Annotated in this window: 19 protein-coding genes; 6 read left to right on the forward strand and 13 right to left on the reverse strand. The window is 58.2% G+C overall.

The features are described 5' to 3' along the window. Nucleotides 1-37: 37 nt before the first annotated feature. The 3 genes from HMPREF2854_RS01990 to HMPREF2854_RS08485 all read right to left on the reverse strand — a co-directional run bounded on the left by HMPREF2854_RS01990 (nucleotide 38) and on the right by HMPREF2854_RS08485 (nucleotide 1,692). Nucleotides 38-850 (reverse strand): DeoR/GlpR family DNA-binding transcription regulator, encoded by an 813-nt coding sequence (locus HMPREF2854_RS01990; RefSeq protein WP_148130868.1) that lies wholly within the window; start codon nucleotides 848-850, stop codon nucleotides 38-40. Further along, nucleotides 847-1,527 carry a histidine phosphatase family protein gene (locus tag HMPREF2854_RS01995; RefSeq protein WP_083309318.1) on the reverse strand — a complete coding sequence of 227 codons (681 nt, stop codon included), beginning with the start codon at nucleotides 1,525-1,527 and terminating at the stop codon, nucleotides 847-849. Before HMPREF2854_RS01995 ends, HMPREF2854_RS01990 begins: the two co-directional genes overlap by 4 nt. Before the next feature lie 66 nt (nucleotides 1,528-1,593). Next, nucleotides 1,594-1,692 (reverse strand): 30S ribosomal protein bS22, encoded by a 99-nt coding sequence (locus tag HMPREF2854_RS08485; RefSeq protein WP_005504750.1) that lies wholly within the window; start codon nucleotides 1,690-1,692, stop codon nucleotides 1,594-1,596. 222 nt (nucleotides 1,693-1,914) lie between these two features. On the opposite strand from HMPREF2854_RS08485, the gene HMPREF2854_RS02000 reads away from it, so the two are divergent. Further along, on the forward strand, nucleotides 1,915-3,375 hold the full coding sequence (locus HMPREF2854_RS02000; protein WP_070618282.1) for a TrkH family potassium uptake protein: 1,461 nt from the start codon (nucleotides 1,915-1,917) through the stop codon (nucleotides 3,373-3,375). A gap of 79 nt (nucleotides 3,376-3,454) precedes the next feature. Continuing rightward, nucleotides 3,455-4,126, forward strand: a complete 672-nt coding sequence (locus tag HMPREF2854_RS02005; protein WP_034507172.1) for a potassium channel family protein — start codon at nucleotides 3,455-3,457, stop codon at nucleotides 4,124-4,126. 120 nt (nucleotides 4,127-4,246) lie between these two features. Here the strand turns inward: HMPREF2854_RS02005 and ppk2 are convergent, their stop codons facing one another. Beyond that, nucleotides 4,247-5,131: a polyphosphate kinase 2 gene (ppk2, locus tag HMPREF2854_RS02010; RefSeq protein WP_070618285.1), complete on the reverse strand. Its 885-nt coding sequence runs from the start codon at nucleotides 5,129-5,131 to the stop codon at nucleotides 4,247-4,249. A gap of 159 nt (nucleotides 5,132-5,290) precedes the next feature. Between ppk2 and radA the strand changes: the two genes are divergently transcribed. Then, nucleotides 5,291-6,703, forward strand: coding sequence for a DNA repair protein RadA (radA, locus tag HMPREF2854_RS02015; RefSeq protein WP_070618288.1), 1,413 nt, complete (start codon nucleotides 5,291-5,293; stop codon nucleotides 6,701-6,703). Then, a complete protein-coding gene (gene disA, locus HMPREF2854_RS02020) occupies nucleotides 6,700-7,779 on the forward strand; it encodes a DNA integrity scanning diadenylate cyclase DisA (RefSeq protein WP_083309319.1) in 1,080 nt (359 codons plus the stop codon). The genes radA and disA overlap by 4 nt, the downstream gene beginning before the upstream one ends. 29 nt (nucleotides 7,780-7,808) lie before the next feature. On the opposite strand, the gene HMPREF2854_RS02025 is transcribed toward disA, so the two are convergent. Continuing rightward, nucleotides 7,809-8,339 carry a hypothetical protein gene (locus HMPREF2854_RS02025; RefSeq protein ID WP_148130869.1) on the reverse strand — a complete coding sequence of 177 codons (531 nt, stop codon included), beginning with the start codon at nucleotides 8,337-8,339 and terminating at the stop codon, nucleotides 7,809-7,811. An 85-nt stretch (nucleotides 8,340-8,424) separates the two neighbouring features. Between HMPREF2854_RS02025 and HMPREF2854_RS08490 the strand changes: the two genes are divergently transcribed. Beyond that, entirely contained in the window at nucleotides 8,425-8,703 is a 279-nt protein-coding gene (locus HMPREF2854_RS08490) for a hypothetical protein (protein WP_083309320.1), read from the forward strand. Here HMPREF2854_RS08490 and HMPREF2854_RS02030 read toward each other — a convergent pair. Genes HMPREF2854_RS02030 through dacB form a run of 8 tightly spaced genes read right to left on the reverse strand, consistent with a single transcriptional unit; the run spans nucleotide 8,696 to nucleotide 17,751 of the window. Then, nucleotides 8,696-9,157 carry a DUF3180 domain-containing protein gene (locus HMPREF2854_RS02030; RefSeq protein ID WP_070618294.1) on the reverse strand — a complete coding sequence of 154 codons (462 nt, stop codon included), beginning with the start codon at nucleotides 9,155-9,157 and terminating at the stop codon, nucleotides 8,696-8,698. The two genes, HMPREF2854_RS08490 and HMPREF2854_RS02030, sit on opposite strands and share 8 nt — an antisense overlap. Further along, nucleotides 9,154-11,130 carry a 2-amino-4-hydroxy-6-hydroxymethyldihydropteridine diphosphokinase gene (gene folK / locus HMPREF2854_RS02035; RefSeq protein WP_070618297.1) on the reverse strand — a complete coding sequence of 659 codons (1,977 nt, stop codon included), beginning with the start codon at nucleotides 11,128-11,130 and terminating at the stop codon, nucleotides 9,154-9,156. Before folK ends, HMPREF2854_RS02030 begins: the two co-directional genes overlap by 4 nt. Before the next feature lie 31 nt (nucleotides 11,131-11,161). Then, nucleotides 11,162-12,007, reverse strand: a complete 846-nt coding sequence (gene folP, locus HMPREF2854_RS02040; RefSeq protein ID WP_070618300.1) for a dihydropteroate synthase — start codon at nucleotides 12,005-12,007, stop codon at nucleotides 11,162-11,164. Next, the gene (gene folE / locus HMPREF2854_RS02045) at nucleotides 12,007-12,576 is read right to left on the reverse strand and encodes a GTP cyclohydrolase I FolE (RefSeq protein WP_070618303.1); all 570 of its coding nucleotides are present in this window, start codon (nucleotides 12,574-12,576) and stop codon (nucleotides 12,007-12,009) included. The genes folP and folE overlap by 1 nt, the downstream gene beginning before the upstream one ends. A gap of 2 nt (nucleotides 12,577-12,578) precedes the next feature. Then, nucleotides 12,579-14,606 (reverse strand): ATP-dependent zinc metalloprotease FtsH, encoded by a 2,028-nt coding sequence (gene ftsH / locus HMPREF2854_RS02050; protein WP_083309321.1) that lies wholly within the window; start codon nucleotides 14,604-14,606, stop codon nucleotides 12,579-12,581. Between the two features lie 35 nt (nucleotides 14,607-14,641). Then, complete coding sequence (gene hpt, locus HMPREF2854_RS02055; protein WP_070619490.1) at nucleotides 14,642-15,193, reverse strand: hypoxanthine phosphoribosyltransferase; 552 nt, start codon at nucleotides 15,191-15,193, stop codon at nucleotides 14,642-14,644. 50 nt (nucleotides 15,194-15,243) lie between these two features. Continuing rightward, nucleotides 15,244-16,365, reverse strand: a complete 1,122-nt coding sequence (gene tilS / locus HMPREF2854_RS02060) for a tRNA lysidine(34) synthetase TilS (RefSeq protein WP_070618306.1) — start codon at nucleotides 16,363-16,365, stop codon at nucleotides 15,244-15,246. Between the two features lie 3 nt (nucleotides 16,366-16,368). Then, nucleotides 16,369-17,751, reverse strand: coding sequence for a D-alanyl-D-alanine carboxypeptidase/D-alanyl-D-alanine endopeptidase (gene dacB / locus HMPREF2854_RS02065; protein WP_148130870.1), 1,383 nt, complete (start codon nucleotides 17,749-17,751; stop codon nucleotides 16,369-16,371). Between the two features lie 95 nt (nucleotides 17,752-17,846). Between dacB and HMPREF2854_RS02070 the strand changes: the two genes are divergently transcribed. Then, complete coding sequence (locus tag HMPREF2854_RS02070; RefSeq protein ID WP_016444233.1) at nucleotides 17,847-18,335, forward strand: inorganic diphosphatase; 489 nt, start codon at nucleotides 17,847-17,849, stop codon at nucleotides 18,333-18,335. Nucleotides 18,336-18,395: the final 60 nt, after the last annotated feature.

Here is an 18,395-nt window from a genome sequence, read left to right on the forward strand (position 1 = left end):
CATATTTTGTTACATTCCGGCCTCGTAGCTTATTGCGTCACGGCTTCGCTACGATCACCCTCGCTCCGGAATCCTGAAGCATTTGCACATCGTCTTCACTGGTCTGCGAGTCAACGACAATCACGTCAATATCGGCGAGCTTGCCAAAGGAATACATAGCGCGGCGCTTGAACTTAGTGTGATCCAAAAGCAGAATCGTCAGCTCAGACGACTCCATCATTTTTGCCTTCACCGCTGCAACGTCTGCGTACGGGTGGTAGACCGTCCCATTCCTAATCCCCGAAGCCGAGATCAAGCAGATATCGGCGTGCACGGCCTCCAAGTTACTGATGGTTACGGGCCCCATGGTGGCAGCGGCCCAAGACTGGTACTCACCGCCCAGCACGAGCAGAGAATGACGCGATTCCTCTTCCAACTCACGGGCAACAAGTAAAGAGTTGGTGATAACCGAAATCGGGGCACTATCTGCCAGCTCTCGCAATACCCACACTCCAGACGTCGAATCGTCGAGCATCACCGAACTGCCCGGGGGAATAAGCGCCGCAACCGCCTTGGCAATCTGCTTCTTTGAGGTGGCTTCCTGCTTCAAACGATACGAGGCCGTGGCCTCATGCAAGCCCGAGGCTGCCGCCACAACCTTCCCGCGATGCTTATGCAAGATCCCAGCGCTTTCAAGGGCCGCCACATCGCGGTACACCGTCATCAGCGACACACCGGTGTAGGTAGCGAGGTCTTCAACCGAGACTTCACCATGCTCAATGACGCGTTTCGCTATAGCTCGCCTGCGCTGACTCTGATCGCCCAGGTGCCGGTTCATCTTCGAAATCAGCTTCGATTCGCCCTCGCTCACTTTTGTCCCTTTCCTGTTGCAACCCCAGCGTCGGAACTGCCCGGAACCATATCCGCGGCCCGCTCTAAAAGCTTGCCAGCTGGTTCCCAGTACGTCACTGATTTCAAAGTTGCATTTTCAAACTGCAGGCTGGTTAGCGACGCCAACGAGCATTCACGCTTTCGCGGATCATGCCACAGTGGGCGACCCTCCACGAACGAACGCAGTGTCCAAATCGGAAGCTGATGAGAAACCATCAGTACCTCCCCACCCTCGAACTGCGAAAGCGCATCCGAGGTGGCCGCGCTCATGCGAGAAACCAAATCCGAATACGGCTCTGACCAAGAGGGCTTCAACGGGTTCACGTAACGCTTCCAATACTTCGGATGAGCCAGCATCAGGCGGTTACGGTTCACAGCCTCGCCCTCGAACGTATTCCACGCCTCCACCAGACGCTGGTCGCTCAGAATCGGCAGATCGTACGCGCGGGCCGTGGGCAGAGCCGTCTGCTGCGCGCGAAGGAGCGGCGATGACACCACGCCCGTAATCTCGTGGCCACTATCCACGAGAACTCTGGCTACCTCATTTGCCATCTGCCGGCCAAGTTCAGTCAAACCAAAGCCGGGCATCCTCCCGTACAAAATCGCTTCGGGATTATCCACTTCACCGTGGCGCATCAAATGAATAACGGTTCGCAAGGCCGGCCTCCAATATCGTGACATATAGAAAAGGCCCCGCAAGTCGGGGCTTTTTCAAATGAAGAACTACTTCTTGTTGCGGCGCTGGTGGCGCGTCTTGCGAAGCAACTTGCGGTGCTTCTTCTTCGACATACGCTTGCGACGCTTCTTAATCACGGAGCCCATACGGCCCTCCTAAAACTATGGCCTTACCTTTAACCAAACATAGAGAATCTATAGAAAATTCGCCCAATTTGTCAAACAAAGCCCGCCCGTTATGACCCAGCTAACGGTAATCAGGCAAAAGCGCGCGCGATTCCCCCGCCCAATAACTGGTTTTCAACGGCGTGTGAACATTCCTCCTATAAATTAGTAAAGTTAGCGCATAAGTGTTTGAAGGAGGCAGCCTTGGATCCCTTTGCGCCTGGCGGCGAAACCGCCCCGCGGAACACCCCTGCCCCGGACTATCCAAACATTGCGCCGGCCGTGATCTATCAGGCACACGAGCCCACACTCCGCGAGCGATTTCGAGGCAAAATCGACCATTGGGCGAAAGCCTACCCGGCGCGCCTGGCGATGATAGTTTTTGCCTCCATCATCGCGGTAACTACCGCGTTGCTCAGCCTGCCAATCGCAACCCAATCCGGACAGCGCGCTCCCTTTGCAGACGCCCTGTTTAACGCGACCTCTGCAGTTGCCGTTACCGGACTTGCCAGCGTAGATACTGCGAACTACTGGTCACTATTTGGCCAGATCGTGCTGGCAACCGCGATCTCAATCGGCGGCATGGGAGTTATGACCATGGCATCAATACTTGGCCTCGCGGTGTCTCGCCACCTTGGCCTCACCCAACGCATGCTGGCCGCAACAGAAACCAAAACAGCTGCGCTTGGCCAAGTGGGTTCGCTGCTCCGCATGGTTATCCTGACCGCTTTTGCCATGGACTTCCTACTATTCGCAGTACTGTTCCCCCGTTTCCTCGCCCTGGGCTACGAGTTCACCGAGGCCCTCTGGTACGGAATCTTCATGGCCATCTCAATCTTCAACAATGCCGGTTTCGTAGTCATCCCCGAAGGCCTGGAACAGTTCACTTCAGACCTGTGGGTCATTGCACCGATCGTCGTAGGAACCGCGGTGGGCGCGCTTGGCTTCCCCGTCATCATGGACCTGACCCGAAACTGGAAGCAGCCCCGCCGCCTCACGCTTCACAGCAAGCTCACGATCACCACCTACATCACGCTTGCCATCGCCGGATCACTGATTATTGGGGCTCTCGAATGGAACAACACGGGCGGCATGGGCCTGTTGTCCGTGCAAGACCGGATCGCGCACTCCGTGCTCGCCGGAGTAAACGGGCGTTCCTCGGGCATCTCCATTTTGGACGAGGGGCAAATGCGCGCCACCACCTGGTGGATTCAAGACGCGCTCATGTTCATTGGCGGCGGCTCCGCTTCAACGGGCGGCGGAATTAAGGTGACCACCCTAGCGGTCCTCGCTCTCGCCGTCCTCGCAGAAGCGCGCGGTGACCGCGACATTGAAGCATTCGGACGCCGCATCTCCTCTTCAACTGTGCGTCTCGCGGTTGCGGTCACAATGATCGGCGCATTCCTCGTTGGCGTCGCCACGATGATCCTCCTAGCCATCACGCCATACTCGCTGGACCGCCTGCTATTTGAAGCCATAAGCGCATTCGGTACGTGCGGCCTATCCACCGGCATCACCGCTAGTCTGCCCGACGCGGGCAAACACACCCTTTCTGCGCTCATGTACCTGGGGCGAACCGGCCCCATGACCATCGCTGCGGCCCTAGCCCTGCGCGAACGCCGCCGCGTGATTCGCCAACCGCAAGAAAACCCGATTATCGGCTAGAAGCCCCTACACGCCTTACACTTGAGTGGAACTGATATGAACTTGCGAAACTGCAGACGCAAAGTTTTAGGGAGGAAATGTGGCTGAATCCGATTGGAAACAATCGTCCGGCACGCTCGTAATCGGCCTAGGGCGCTTCGGATCCGCTGTAGCGGCCACGCTTGGGCGGCTGAAACGTGAAATCATGGCCGTCGAATCAGACCCGCGCAAAGTGCAGATCTTCGCCGGCCGTATTCCACTTGTGGAGGCCGACGCCACCAACATGGAGGCGCTTGAGCAGCTCGGCGCACGCGAGTTCTCCTCCGCCGTGGTCGGCGTGGGCTCCTCCCTCGAAGCATCGGTGCTTATCACCGCTAACCTAGTGGACCTGGGGATCCCCTCCATCTGGGCAAAAGCAACCTCGCGCGAACACGGCCGCATCCTGCGCCGCATCGGCGCCCACCACGTTGTCTACCCCGAGTTTGACGCTGGCCAGCGCACCGCCCACCTGGTTGGCGGCCGCATGCTTGACTACATCGAAATGGACAAGCAGGGCTTTGCCATCATGAAAATGCGTCCGCCAAAAGAGGTGCAGGGCTTCACCCTGGAAGAATCTGACGTTCGCGCCAAGTACGGCGTCAACGTACTTGGAGTTCTGCGCCCCGGCCGTGCTTTCGAATACGCGTCCTCCGACACGCGCATCGACCGTGAAGACATCATCATCGTCTCTGGCGATGGCTCACTTTTGGAGTACTTTGCCAACCGGCCCTAGGGCTATTTCCCCGGCTAAAGCAACTACCTCGTAAATGATAGTGGCGGCTTCCCTCAAAACCCTAAGGAAAACCGCCACTATTCTTACGGCCTTAAAGCCGGGGCAGACAGCCGGCTCTAGTTAGTCCGCATCTTCTTTGGCTTTTGCCTTCCGGGCCTTCACGCGATCCTTTTCAAGATTCGTAGCCACGTCCTCCACGTAAATGTACTTGCCGCGGTCAAGACGCTCATATTCCTTCTGCTCAGCCGGGTTTGGCCGAGGTGGAATCTCCACCGGATCGGGCTCAATGCGCTTCCACGGAATCTCATTCAACAGATCGTTAATAACGTTGATGCGCGAACGCTTCTTATCTTCAGACTCAACCGTGCGCCAACGCGCCCACGGCGTATCCGTTGCTGCAAACATCGCGTCTTTCGCGCGCGAGTATTCCTCCCACCTTGTAATCGACTCCACGTCAATCGGGGAGAGCTTCCAGCGCCGCATTGGATCTGATGAACGGGAACGGAACCGCGCCTCCTGCTCATCTGCGGACACCGAGAACCAGTACTTAATCACGCGAATACCATCATCTACCAGCATGCGTTCAAACTCGGGGGCCTGGCGCAAGAACCGGTGGTATTCCTCCGGCGAGCAAAAGCCCATCACGCGCTCCACGCCCGCACGGTTATACCAGGAGCGGTCAAAAATAACTATCTCGCCTGCTGACGGCAAATGCTGAACGTAGCGCTGGAAGTACCACTGCGTACTCTCTCGCTCCGTTGGCTTTGGAAGTGCAACCACACGCGCGTGGCGCGGATTCAAGTACTGGGTGACGCGCTTAATCGCAGAACCCTTGCCCGCTGCGTCTCGGCCCTCAAACAGGATGATGATGCGTTCACCCTTTGCAATGACCCACTGCTGCATCTCAACAAGTTCAGCCTGGAGCCGCTTCAGCTCCTTCTCGTAAGCCTTCTTATCGAGCTTAGGCAGGTTTTCGGTTTGCGAAATACTATCGGTGCTTGACATGCCTCAACTCTAACGCGCCCAGCCCGCGCCCTGCCCGCTTTGGCGAGATTGCATGGCTAGAGCCCTTGTTTTGGTGGTTTCAATCCACAATGTAAGCGCGGCCAGATTTCTTGTCCGTACCCACTGCTAACCTTTTATTAACGACAGAGAGAAGAGGCCGTGGCGAAGAAACCTACCGAACACTTCGAGTGCAGTGAATGTGGCTGGACCACCACCAAATGGGTGGGTCAGTGCCGCGAGTGCAGCGCGTGGGGCACCTTGGAACAAACCCAGGTTTTGGAGGCCGCGCCGCAAGCTGGAGGCGCAAAGGCACTCACCCCATCTTCTCCCGCTGCTCCGATCTCGAAGGTGTCCGCCGAGGTTGCGCGCTACCGCTCCACCGGGGTCTCCGAGTTCGACAGGGTTCTTGGGGGCGGCATTGTTCCCGGTGCCGTGGTTCTACTGGCAGGCGAGCCGGGGGTTGGTAAGTCCACACTCCTGCTTGACGTCGCCGCTCGTTCCGCTGCAGATGCGGTGGGAAGTGGTCCCGTTCTCTACATTTCTGCAGAGGAATCAGCATCTCAGATTCGCCTGCGCGCAGAACGCATCGGGGCGCTTCATGACAACCTGTTGCTGGCTGCAGAAGCAAACCTTGAGACCATCTTGGGGCACGTGGACTCCACAAACCCATGCTTGCTGATAGTGGACTCTGTGCAAACCATTTACACGCTCGATATGGAGGGCTCCGCGGGCGGGGTATCCCAAGTGCGGGCGGTTGCAGCCCGCCTCATCAGAGCCGCAAAAGAACGCAACCTGCCCGTCATCCTGGTTGGCCACGTCACCAAAGACGGCGGCATTGCCGGCCCGCGTATTCTTGAACACCTGGTGGACGTAGTCTGCCAGTTCGAAGGTGACCGCCACGCACGACTACGCCTACTTCGCGCCGTGAAGAACCGCTACGGACCTACCGACGAGGTGGGGTGCTTTGACCTGCGCGACTCCGGCATCGTGGGATTGCCAGACCCGTCCGGCCTATTCCTTTCCCACACCGGAACAACTACGCCCGGCACGTGCATCACCGTCACCCTGGAGGGGCGCCGCCCCATGCCAACCGAAGTGCAAGCCCTAGTTGCCCACACCAACGCGGGCAGTCCGCGGCGAACCACCTCAGGAATTGACCATTCGCGCGTAGCCATGATGCTTGCCGTGTGCCAAGCCCGCCTGGGCGTGGACACCTCCACCACCGACGTGTACGTATCCACCGTCGGAGGGGCAAAAACCTCCGAACCGGCCGCCGACATGGCCACCGCCCTCGCCATCATGTCCGCCGCGTGGAACAGGCCCATCAAAACCGAGCTTATAGCCATCGGAGAAGTGGGATTAACCGGCGAGATTCGAGCAACAGCCGGCGTGCAACGCCGTCTAACCGAAGCTGCGAGACTAGGATTTAAACAAGCCATCGTTCCCAGTACTGGAAGCGAAGACCTCAAAGCAGTTAATGGACTCACCATCTATCCGGTGACCGACTTGGCAACGGCCGCCAAAGTCGGACTCACCTCACCAGACAACACAGGGCGCAAAAGAAAAGAATGACCATGACAACCGCAGAACACGAAACCATGCGCAAAGCCCTCAAGGCACTCGCCCCTGGCACCGACCTACGCGAAGGCCTTGAACGCATCCAGCGCGGGCACACCGGTGCCCTCATCGTGCTCGGCTATAACAAAGAAGTAGAAGCCCTATGTTCCGGAGGCTTCGAACTCGATGTCGCGTTCTCCGGCCCGCGCCTGCGTGAGCTTGCAAAAATGGATGGCGCAGTCATCATCTCTTCCGACTACAAACGCATCCGCCGCGCCAATGTGCAACTAATCCCCCACGCCGCCGTATCTACCGTGGAATCTGGCATGCGTCACCGCACCGCTGAACGCACCGCGCGTCAAACTGGACTACCCGTCATCTCCCTTTCCGCCTCAATGCGGGTCATCACCGTCTACGTCGGCTCTCTCAGGCGCAGCTTAGAAGAACCCGAAGCTCTGCTCTCACGCGCCAACCTTGCCCTTGACACGCTAGATCGGTACACGCAACGTCTTCAAGAAGACCTGGCCACCCTCACCGTGCTAGAGCAACGCGAAACTGTTACCGTTCGTGACGTCGCCACCACCCTCCAACGTATGGAAATGATCAGGCGCATCCACACCGAGATTTCTGGCTACCTTGAAGAACTGGGCACAGAAGGCCGCCTCATCGAGCTGCAGCTAGATGATCTCCTACGTGGTTCCGCCTCCGAACGCGCCCTCCTAATACGCGACTACATTCGCCAACCAGACCGCATCAGCGAAGCCGAAACGGAACTGTCTAACCTCGATAGTGAAGGCATGGTTGACCTCACCCACATTGGAGCAGCAATCGGCCAGCCCGTAGTAGATGCATCCGACTTTGACCGTGTCATCTCTCCACGCGGCTACCGCTCCCTCACCATGGTTCCGCGCCTGCCCTGGAACATCATCGAACAACTTATTAAAAAGTGGGACACCCTCACCAAACTGCGTGAGGCCACTGTAGAAGAACTGCAAACCATCGAAGGCGTAGGCCCTTACCGCGCGAGCCTCATATCCAGTTCACTGAACAGACAGCACGCAGCGGCATCGCCCGAAGCCGTAGGCTGGTAGCTCACAGGCTCGCCATCTAGCGGCTACAACTACTCCTGCGGCTCCACAACCTGAACCAGCAGGTCGGCCTTAGCATCACCCAAATAGCTCACGTGCAACACGTACGTGCCCGAGGCGCCCGCCTCCCCTGCCTCGCAACTCTCATAATCGTGGCCATCCCACGACAGCGTTGTATTCCAGCTACGGTTCGGGCCAATCAAAAGCGGAAGCGACGCGTCCGGTGAAGCACACTTCAGGGTGTCAACCAACTCATAGGAACCCGAAGTTACCCGCACGCCAAGTGACTTCGCTGACCCATCTGCAAGACACGCGTCCGCGCCCCGATTCGTCACCGTAACCGCGGCATTCCACGGGCCGCCAACGGGGATAGATCGGTCATAATTAGTGATCTTAAAGTCCAGATCCGCAGCGCGACACTCTGCAATGGGCTTCACCGCGTCCTGTTCTTGCACAGCTTGCAAGCTCTGCTGGCGTTGCTCCAAGCTCTTCGTAGCCGAAGCACTCAAGAAATAGATTCCCAAGCCCAAAGCCGCCAAAATCAGTAACACCACAGCGATCAAACGCCCTCGCGTGAGCACCACACCTGGCCGCGCTGACCGCGCCGAGCGCGATCCCCCCTTAGCGCTACGAGTAGTGGCCTGAGACTTGTTCGACTGCGCGGGCAGCTTTCTCGACACTGCGGGGCGTTGGCCAGCGGCCGCGCCACCTTTAGCGCTCCGCGGCGTTCCACTCGCGGGCCTGCGAGCCGAGGAGCTAGCGCTGCTGCCAGAAGAGGACTGGGACCTCGAAAATGAATTACCCGACGTAGACCTGCGCGAGGTTGAGGGGCGTGAGGATTTTGCGGACCTGCTACCACTACTTTGGGGCCAAACTTCCCAGTCGCCTCGGCCTTTGCCGTTACCATTCTTTGGAACCACTAGCTAACACCCTGCTCTACACCAGACGAACCCGCATCTTCGTCATCATCCAAATGACACCAACGCTCAACCACGAACGCCACCACCAGTAACGCCGTGGCCCCTAAAGCCGACAAAATAGCGCCCAACATTGACGTTTGCACGTACTCGGCGTGCGCGTTACGGAGCATCGCCAGTACCGCTCCAAAAAAGAATCCGATCGCGGCGGCAGATACCCACGCCGCCGAATACGCGAACATCGCCACGTTCATCGCTCCCGTGGGACTAATGCGCCGGGGCTCCCCCTTTCGAAGCGCGTGCACCCGGCGTCCAAAATAGAACAGCACCGCGGCAATGCCCAAGAAAAGAAGTCCCGTGTACGCAGTGATCATGAGCGTTGGAAGTAGCACCGCTACCGCCGCCCCCACGGCCGTGGCAGCGGCAAATAGGATGACGATGCTAGATACGCTCAGCGGCTTCACGGCGTCTCATTCTCGTCGCGTCGCTTAACTATCGGAATGGCGCCCGTAACCGTTGGACGCACGATTGTGCGACGCGACGGCCGGGCCGGCTCCTGCGACAAAGGGATGAGGCCGGAGGCGAAATCCTCAGCCAAACCTGACTCGACGCGTGGCTTTTGCGCGGAAGTGTTCTTCTGCTGATCCTCGTCCGCCCGATGTAGCTCTGCCGGGTCGTCAATTATCCTCTGCTCCGCGCTCCTGTGCCAGCGTGGCAACGCGATCTTACGGCCTATAAGGGGCCGCGCGTGCCGCGTAGTATCAGGCAAAACCTGCGGCTGTACCGTTGCGGGCGCAGACATAGGTGAGGAGGGTGTCTCCTCTTTCGACGCGGGAGCGGGATCCGATTTTGGCTGCGACTTGTCTCGTGCAGGAAGGGGCATCCAGCGCGGCTTCGCCTTAGGGGTAAACACGGCTCCGCCGGGCGCAGAGGCCGAAGCGCGGCGCCGATACACCCGTCCTACCGGCGCCGTAGCGTCCTGTTGGATCGCTTTTTCCTTCTTCCCCGAATCGGGTTCGTGAGCGGCATCTTCAACCCAGTTGGTGGCAACCTGCTCGATTTCCTGATCCGCAGTTTCACGCACCAAAATATCTGCCCGGCCGTAACGGCCAACGCGTGCGTTCGGGTCAATCTGGAGCCAAGGTAAGAGCACGAATGCGCGCTCGTGGGCGCGCGGGTGCGGAAGCGTTAGCTTCGGATCATCACTGCGCAGTGACCCGTACGTAATAATGTCGAGGTCCAGAGTTCGCGGCCCCCAGTGCTCGGTGCGAACGCGCCCAAATGCGTTCTCGATCATCTGCGTGGCATTAAGCAGATTGAGAGGAGCAAGCGTGGTACTTACCTGCACGACGGCATTGTAGTAGTCGCTTTGTGCCTCCTGACCGGGCGCCAACACGGGCGCGGAGCGGAATAGTGCAGAGGCCCCGGTGACCGAAACATCCGGCATGGCATCGAGCATCAAAATAGCCTCGGCAAGCGTTTTTGGCGCGCTCCCCACGTTCGCACCCAGAGCGATAACCGCAGTAACGGGCTCTTGCGGAGCTTTTGTTAGCCCCTCATGATCCACATACGAGTTCACGAGGACGGCGTGTAGCGGCGACAGAGGGGACGTGACCGGAGGTTTTATCGAGTTCGGCGCCGGGCGCGGATCCCCTACCTGCCAGCCCTGCATGGACTGTGCAATGGGAGTGCAAGCGGGGTTTTGCAAATCCTTTTCCAACTGCTCACTGTGATCAGCCAGCCACTGCTCGCGCTCGGCGCGAGCCATCGCCACGCTCATCATCTGCTCATGCAAAGGAGAATCCGCCGGACCGGGTTCGCGCGTCGATGTGGTTTCAAACTTCTGCGCCAGTTCATTAGCAGCGGCGCGCTTCGCCTCGTGTCTCGCGCTACGAGTACGACGCGCAGGCTTATCCTCGCCCTTTAGCGCACCTGCCGGCGCCTGAACTCGTCCGCGAGCGCTTCGCTTGCCGGGCTTCATAGCCCTCTCTTCTTGAATCGTTTGGCCACTAGCTTGCGACTGGGCCTTCGACACTGAAGATACGGACTCGAAAGAGGAGTTTCGGGCGCGCGTAATAGTCATCGAAACATCGGAAAACTCAAGATCCATCGGAGCGTGCGGCTTGTGCACCACAACTTGGACGATCTGGACCGCCTCGTACTTCAACACGACTTCGGCGACCTTCTGCGCGAGCGTCTCAATCAGGAATACGGGCGGCCCGGCAAGAACGGCGTTCACATCGGCGGCAACTTCGGAATAGTCAACCGTCTGGCTCAAATCATCACCGCGAGCCGCTCCTCGCGTATCCACATACATGATCACGTCAACGGTGAACTGCTGGCCCTCCCGGCGCTCAAACGCGTAAACACCATGACGTCCAGTAGCGGTAAGGCCCAAAATTCTTATCACATCAAGGCCGCTCTTCCTGCGATCCATAATGAGCCTCCCTTCTACCTACTGTTCTAGCTTATTTTACAGACGCGCGATTCCAATATTCGGCCGCGCGCAAAGCAGCCATATTCCCTCTGGCTTCATGAACGCGCACAGCCCAAGGGCGAAGCCGGGCGATTAATGCCGTGAGAGCAACCGTCATATCATCCACATCCGCCATGTCGTCACTACGAGTCTTTATGAAACGCTTTCGCGAATGCCCAATCAGAAGCGGAAATGGGGACTTTGCAATCATCTCATCAAGGCCAGCCAGCAGTTGCCAGTTAGCATCCATGGTTTTTGCAAACCCTAGGCCAGGATCCAACACGATCCGCTCCGGCTTCACTCCCGCGGCCAATACGACCTCAACCTGACGGTCAAGCTCGCGAAGCACTGTATCCACACTGCCATCCGTGAGGACATCCTCGTCTGGAGCTCCAGGAAGGCCGCGCCAATGCTGGATTATGCACACCGCGTCCGTCTGCGCCATCACCTGCGCCATCTGCGGATCCAAACACGCGCCGGACACGTCGTTAATTATGTGCGCACCGGCCTCGCACATCGCTTGGGCAGTTGTAGCGTGGACGGTATCTACAGACACCACCACGCCCTCATCTACCAGCGTCCGCACAACATCGGCTATACGAGCCGTTTCTTCACTCGCACTAATGCGCATCGAGTTAGGTCGGGTGGATTCTCCTCCCACATCGATGATGTCCGCGCCCTGGCTCACCAGTTCAAGGCCGCGCGACACCGCTCGATCTGTATCAAACCACTTACCGCCATCCGAGAAGGAATCCGGCGTGACGTTCACGATGCCCATCAGTAGCGTGCGGTCCTCGGGTAACGAAACGCCGTTGAATCTCGGAGCCAAGAAACTCATTACTTGCGCCCCTCCATCACCAAAGTCATGATTTCCTGGCGGGTTGCGGGAGAGTTCATCACGCCCCGCAAAGCCGACGTAACGGTCCACGATCCCGGCTTACGTACACCGCGCATAGTCATGCACATGTGTTCGGCCTCGATAATCACGCAAGCTCCCTGCGGTTTTAGTTTATTTACGAGGGCGTCCGCAATCTGTGACGTCAAGCGCTCCTGCACCTGCGGGCGACGTGCGTACCCTTCCACCAGGCGAGCCAGTTTAGACAGGCCCGTCACCGTGTTGTTAGCCGGAATGTAAGCCACGTGAGCCTTGCCGTAGAACGGGAGCAGATGGTGTTCACAAACCGAGTAAAAATCGATGTCGCGAACCAGCACCATCTCTTCGTGTTCCACCTGGAAATGCGTCTCCAAATGGACCGACGGATCCTCTTCCAAACCGCCCACGATCTCTGCCCAAGCCCGGGACATACGCGCCGGCGTATCAATCAGGCCCTCGCGGGACGGGTCTTCTCCTATTGCGACCAGCAGGTCGCGCACGGCACGCTCAACACCAGCCGCGTCATAAGTCATGACTATTCGCCCGGTCTTTCCTGCGGACTCGCCTGCTGCGGAGTTTGCGGCTTGGCAGAAGAATCCGAAATCCCCACTGGGTCTCCCCACTTGGCGCCCTCAACCGCAGCGTCCGACTGGTAGTTCCAAACCGGGCGCTCCTCCTGCTTGATTACGTCCTTGAAAATCTCTTCAAGCTCGTTCTCAGTCAGTGTCTCTTCATCCAGCAGGTGCTGAGCCAGGTTGTCCAACACGTGGCGGTTGCGCGACAGGATCTGCCACGCCTCGCGAGCCGCATGATCAAGAAGTGCCCGGACCTCCTCGTCAATCACCGCAGTGATCGCATCCGAAGTCTCGTGGCTATTGCCTCCGCCCTGCGCGCCAAACGGCTCCGTGTCAGCGGTGCCGAGCTTCACAAGGCCCAAACGCTCAGACATGCCGTAGTCCGTAACCATGGCGCGGGCCGTTGCCGTGGCCTTCTCAATATCATTTGAGGCCCCCGTAGACGGGTCGCGGAACACCAGCTCTTCCGCAACGCGGCCACCCAGCGAATACACGAGGTCATCCAGCAACTGATTGCGCGTCTTCGAGTAGCGGTCTTCCGTTGGCATCACCATCGTGTAACCCAGGGCGCGCCCACGCGGCAAAATAGTCACCTTCGTAACAGGAGCCGTGTAACGAAGCGCCGCAGCACACAGGGCGTGGCCGCCCTCGTGGTAGGCCGTGACCGCCTTATCGTGCTCGTTCATCACGCGCGTGCGCTTTTGCGGGCCGGCAATCACGCGATCAATGGCCTCATCCAGAGCGCGATTATCAATCAGATCGGCATTTGAACGCGCCGTCAGCAACGCGGCCTCGTTCAACACATTCGCAAGATCTGCACCAGTGAAACCAGGCGTACGCTTCGCAATCTGATTCAAGTCCACATCCGCGGTCAACGGCTTACCCTTAGCGTGGACCTTCAAGATTTCGAAACGACCTCGCATATCTGGGGCCTCAACCGCGATCTGACGGTCAAAACGGCCCGGACGTAGCAGAGCCGGATCGAGAATATCTGGGCGGTTCGTAGCCGCAATCATGAGGACGTTCGTGCGGTCATCAAAACCGTCCATCTCCACCAGCATCTGGTTTAACGTCTGCTCGCGCTCATCGTTTCCGCCACCAATACCGGAACCACGATGACGGCCAACCGCATCAATCTCATCTACAAAAATAATTGCCGGAGCGGCCTTCTTCGCCTTATCAAACAAGTCGCGAACGCGCGACGCACCCACGCCCACGTACAGCTCCATGAACTCCGAGCCAGACATCGAGAAGAACGGCACGTTAGCCTCACCTGCAACTGCCTTCGCAAGTAGCGTCTTACCCGTACCCGGAGGGCCATACAGCAACACGCCGCGCGGCACCTTCGCACCCACCGCAGTGAACTTTTCGGGCTGGGCCAAGAACTCGCGGATCTCCTGAAGCTCCTCCACGGCCTCGTCCTCGCCCGCAACATCCGCGAACGTGACCTCCGGATTCTCGCGGTTAAACTCCTTCGCCCGCGACTGGGCAAAACCGCCCATCATCCGGCCACCCGCCGCGCGCGTAGTCAGCCAGTAGAAGCCGGCCAGCAACAGCAAGATCGGGATCATCAGTTGCAGAAGCGAACCAAAAAGACTCGGCTGCGGGTTCAGCACGTTATACCCGCTCTTCGCATTCGCGCCCTCAACCAGGCGAAGCATGCTCGGGCCCTGATCCTTCGAATATACGAAAGTGACCTGCTTGCCGTGGTTTACTTCCCGATCACCCTCAGAAGTCGGCTTATGCACGAAATCCTCAGTCAGCTTGAGCTCCACGCGCTGCGCCGGATCGTTCACCACCACGCGCTCAACCGTGTCAGAGCGCAGCAACTCCACGCCCTCATACGTCTCAATCTGCGCCGGCTGGAACAGCCTCCAAACCATCCAACCAACCAAGAAGAAGATCAGCACAGGCACCAGGGCGGCAGCCCAATTCGGCGAATTCTTCTTCTTCGACTTCGAATCCTTCTTGTGCACCGGTCGCTTCACGTAAGGACCCTTTCAAATAGCTTCGAGAAATTCTCTTAATTGTAAACGTGGGGAGCAAGAGTCCCAATGAACGGCAGATTGCGGTACTTCTCCGCATAATCCAAGCCGTAACCAATCACGAACTCATTTGGAATATCAAAGCCCACGTACTTCACATCAACTTCGACCTTAGCCGCCTCCGGCTTACGCAACATCGTTGCGATTTCCACCGACTCTGGGCCGCGCGAGGACAGATTCGACTTCAACCAAGCAAGCGTGAGGCCCGAATCAATAATGTCCTCAACAATCAACACGTGCTTGCCCGTCAAATCCGAATCCAGATCCTTCAAGATCCGCACCACACCCGAAGATTTCGTGCCCGAACCGTAGGAAGAAACAGCCATCCAATCCATTTCCAACGGCGTAGAAATAGCGCGCGAAAGATCCGCCATCACCATAATCGCACCGCGCAACACACCTACTAGAAGGATCTCCTTGCCCTCGTAATCACGATCAATTTCCGCGGCCATCTCCACCAGACGCGCGTCGATCTGCTCCTTAGTAAACAGGATCTTTTCGAGGTCAGAACCCATGTCGGATGCTTGCATTTTCATCTCCCGTGAAAAGTTAGTGATAGGTACTTCCAGTCTTGCACAAATCAGCTGGTTTTCATTATTTTTATCAGCCGGCGAACAGTGCGATCTCGCGTGCCTTCCCCGCGCTCATTTGCGCGCGGTTCACACTGTTGTTCTCGCAGTTCGCATTCGGGTTCGCGTTTGGGTTCAGGTTCGCGTTCGCGCCAAGCCTTCACTCCGCCCGGCAAATCAATCGGGGCGCCGCCCTCATAACCAACAACCAACCTATCGAGGGCACTAACATGCGCCTGCGCGAGCTGGGACGCGCCCGCACGCTCCGCCGCATCCTTCAATACCCGCGAGCGCACCGCGGGCGGCAAGCTCGCCAAATCCTCAACTACCAGGGCTTCACCCGGACTCCAGCACCTGCCTGCCCACTCTTCCAGCGCGCTCGCATCCGCATCCAGAAGCTGCGCAGACCGCGCCAGTAGCGGCACGACATCGCGTCCAAGTGCTTCACCCAGCGACGGGATCACACGACGACGTACCGCTACCCGAGGCAGCGGACCTCCATCCGCGCGAGCCCAACCGCCCTGCAGACGGTTAGACGGATCTTGAACCGGCTCCAAGCCGAGCTCGGCGCACATACCCTCCGTGTCCCACCTACGCACCCCTAGCAGCGGGCGAACCCACGTGCGCGAGGACGGCGCGTCCTCGCGCACTACCTCCCGCATCCCCGACAGCGAACGCGCCCCCGATCCTCTGCCGAGCCCCAGTAGCACGGACTCCGCCTGATCATCCATCGTGTGACCCAAAAACACTACTGCGCCCGCACCCGAGTTCTCTCGCAGTGCCCCGTAGCGCGCTTCTCGCGCCGCGGCCTCTATGCCGCCTTCACTGCCAACGCTTACAGGCACCACGCGGGCTGCGATCTTCCACTTTTCTAACAACAGGCGCGTTCGTTCCGCCTCTTCCGCAGACTCATTGCGCAACCCGTGATCTACGATCACCGCGCGCACCTCAGCGCCCATCCGACCTCCCAAATCTGCCACTGCAAACGTGAGCGCCAAGGAATCCGGACCACCCGAACAGGCAACCACCCACTCTCCCGGTGTTAAACCGTTACGCTTCACCACATCGCGAAGCGCCAACGTCACCGCCCTCGTATGCTTAGGCGGCGTAGAACCAATCAACTGAGAAACCATGAACTATAACTTCGCGAGCGCAAGGGCAAAATCGTCAATCGCCGGGCGAGTAAACACCGCACCATCCTCCATACCGCTTGACTGCACGTGGAACGCCAACACGCGACCCCGCTTCGTCATCACAAAACCGGCCAATGACGAAACCTCATCGAGAGTACCCGTCTTCGCGTTCACCTGCGCACCCGCGAGATCCCCCTCGAATCGCTTATTCAACGTTCCCGAAAAATGGCCCACAGGTAAATCACGCACAATGTTAAACGCGGCTGGCACCCCCGCGTCCCGCAAATACAGTAAAGATTCCACTAGAGTTCGCGGGCTCACCCTGTTTTCCACGTTCAAACCCGAACAATCCACGGCGCTCAACCCGTCCGTATACACACCGGTGTTCTTCACCTGTTCCACAAGGTTTAGGGCGGCGTCCTCCAACGTCGAACCCGCATTTTGCGCCACACTACTTAAACGACACAACTGTTCGGCAAGCGTATTATCCGACTCCATGAGCATCAGGCGCGTCACCTGCGCAATTGGCGCCGACTCGACCTTCGCAAGCAGCTCCCCCTGCCCGTCGTACGGTTCGCTCGAGGCCTGAATCTCCACGTTTACGCCCGCACTGGCCAGCGCATCCTGAAGCACCTGGGCCACATTTGCCGCCGGATCATCGTAATAGGGCTGGTATCCCGGCCCCGGCAGCTCTCCGCGATCAATCGCAAACGGAGCCACATGCCCCACCCAATGTTCCAAACCATCCATCAATGCCGGCTCACGCGTTGGACCATCAAACATGTGGTCATGGAACACCAGCTTTCCCGCAGATCTTTGGCTATCTTCCAACGCTTTAGCCGTTGCCGCAGCTAAATCGGCAACACCAGCCCGGCCATTCACCTGCGGGCCGCCCGCGCCCTGCGCCAAAAGTAGATCGCCCTCCCCCACAAGGTGAAGTACGCCATCCTCATCTAAGAAAATGCGCGTGGCAAGAGTGTCAGCCGGATCTAAACTTTGCGCCGCGTTTATAGCCGTCAAAATTTTAATGGTCGAGGCCGGAGGCATCGGTATCTGCCCATTCTTATCCAGCAAGACCTCACCCGTTAACGCATCCGCAACGTATACACCCGGAGTGAACTTCTGCTCCCTACCGGCCTTCTCTAGAGCCTCCCACGCGGGCGCAAGCTCGCCAGGTTCAACAAGCGGCGCATCCTCGGCCATTTGTGCGCTAACCACGCTGCCAAGTTGCACAGATTCCCCCAAAGGAGGCTCTTTACCAACAATCGGTTTGGTGTTAGTCAAGAAACCGGGCACAACATCATTAATATCGGCGTAAACATATCCACCCACGCCCGCAACGGCTAAGAAAACACTTAGAATCACGGTAAGAGTTCTTTTTAACACGTGCCCTCCAGTCACTTGACACCCTAAGTGTAAAGCGTTTTTCACGGCCCCTAGTCAGGTAATCTGGAGATCACACTTAGCGAAGGGAAGAAACGGTGGAATTCGACGTCACTATTGAGATTCCAAAGGGCAACCGTAATAAGTACGAAGTTGACCACGAAACAGGGCGCATTCGCCTTGACCGCATGCTGTTCACCTCAACGCGCTACCCCGATGACTACGGATTCATTGACGACACGCTCGGCGAAGATGGTGACCCGCTAGACGCACTAGTCATCCTTGAAGAACCCACCTTCCCCGGCTGCGTAATCCGCTGTCGGGCTCTTGGCATGTTCCGCATGCGTGACGAGGCCGGTGGCGACGACAAGGTTATCTGCATCCCATCCGGCGATCAGCGCGCCTCGTGGCGTACCGAGATTGATGACATCTCGGAATTCCACCGCCTTGAAATCCAGCACTTCTTTGAGGTCTACAAGGACCTCGAACCCGGCAAGTCCGTTGAGGGCGCACACTGGGTTGGCCGCGAAGAAGCAGAAGCGGAGATTCGCCGCTCTTACCAGCGCGCCAAGGACGCCGGCTTCTAAACCCGGCCGCGCGCAAAACAATTGGTTGGAGGTTCGCCCTTGGGGCGAACCTCCAACCAA

It is taken from the genome of Actinomyces sp. HMSC075B09, from assembly GCF_001812395.1.
Classification (GTDB): Bacteria; Actinomycetota; Actinomycetes; order Actinomycetales; family Actinomycetaceae; genus Gleimia; species Gleimia europaea.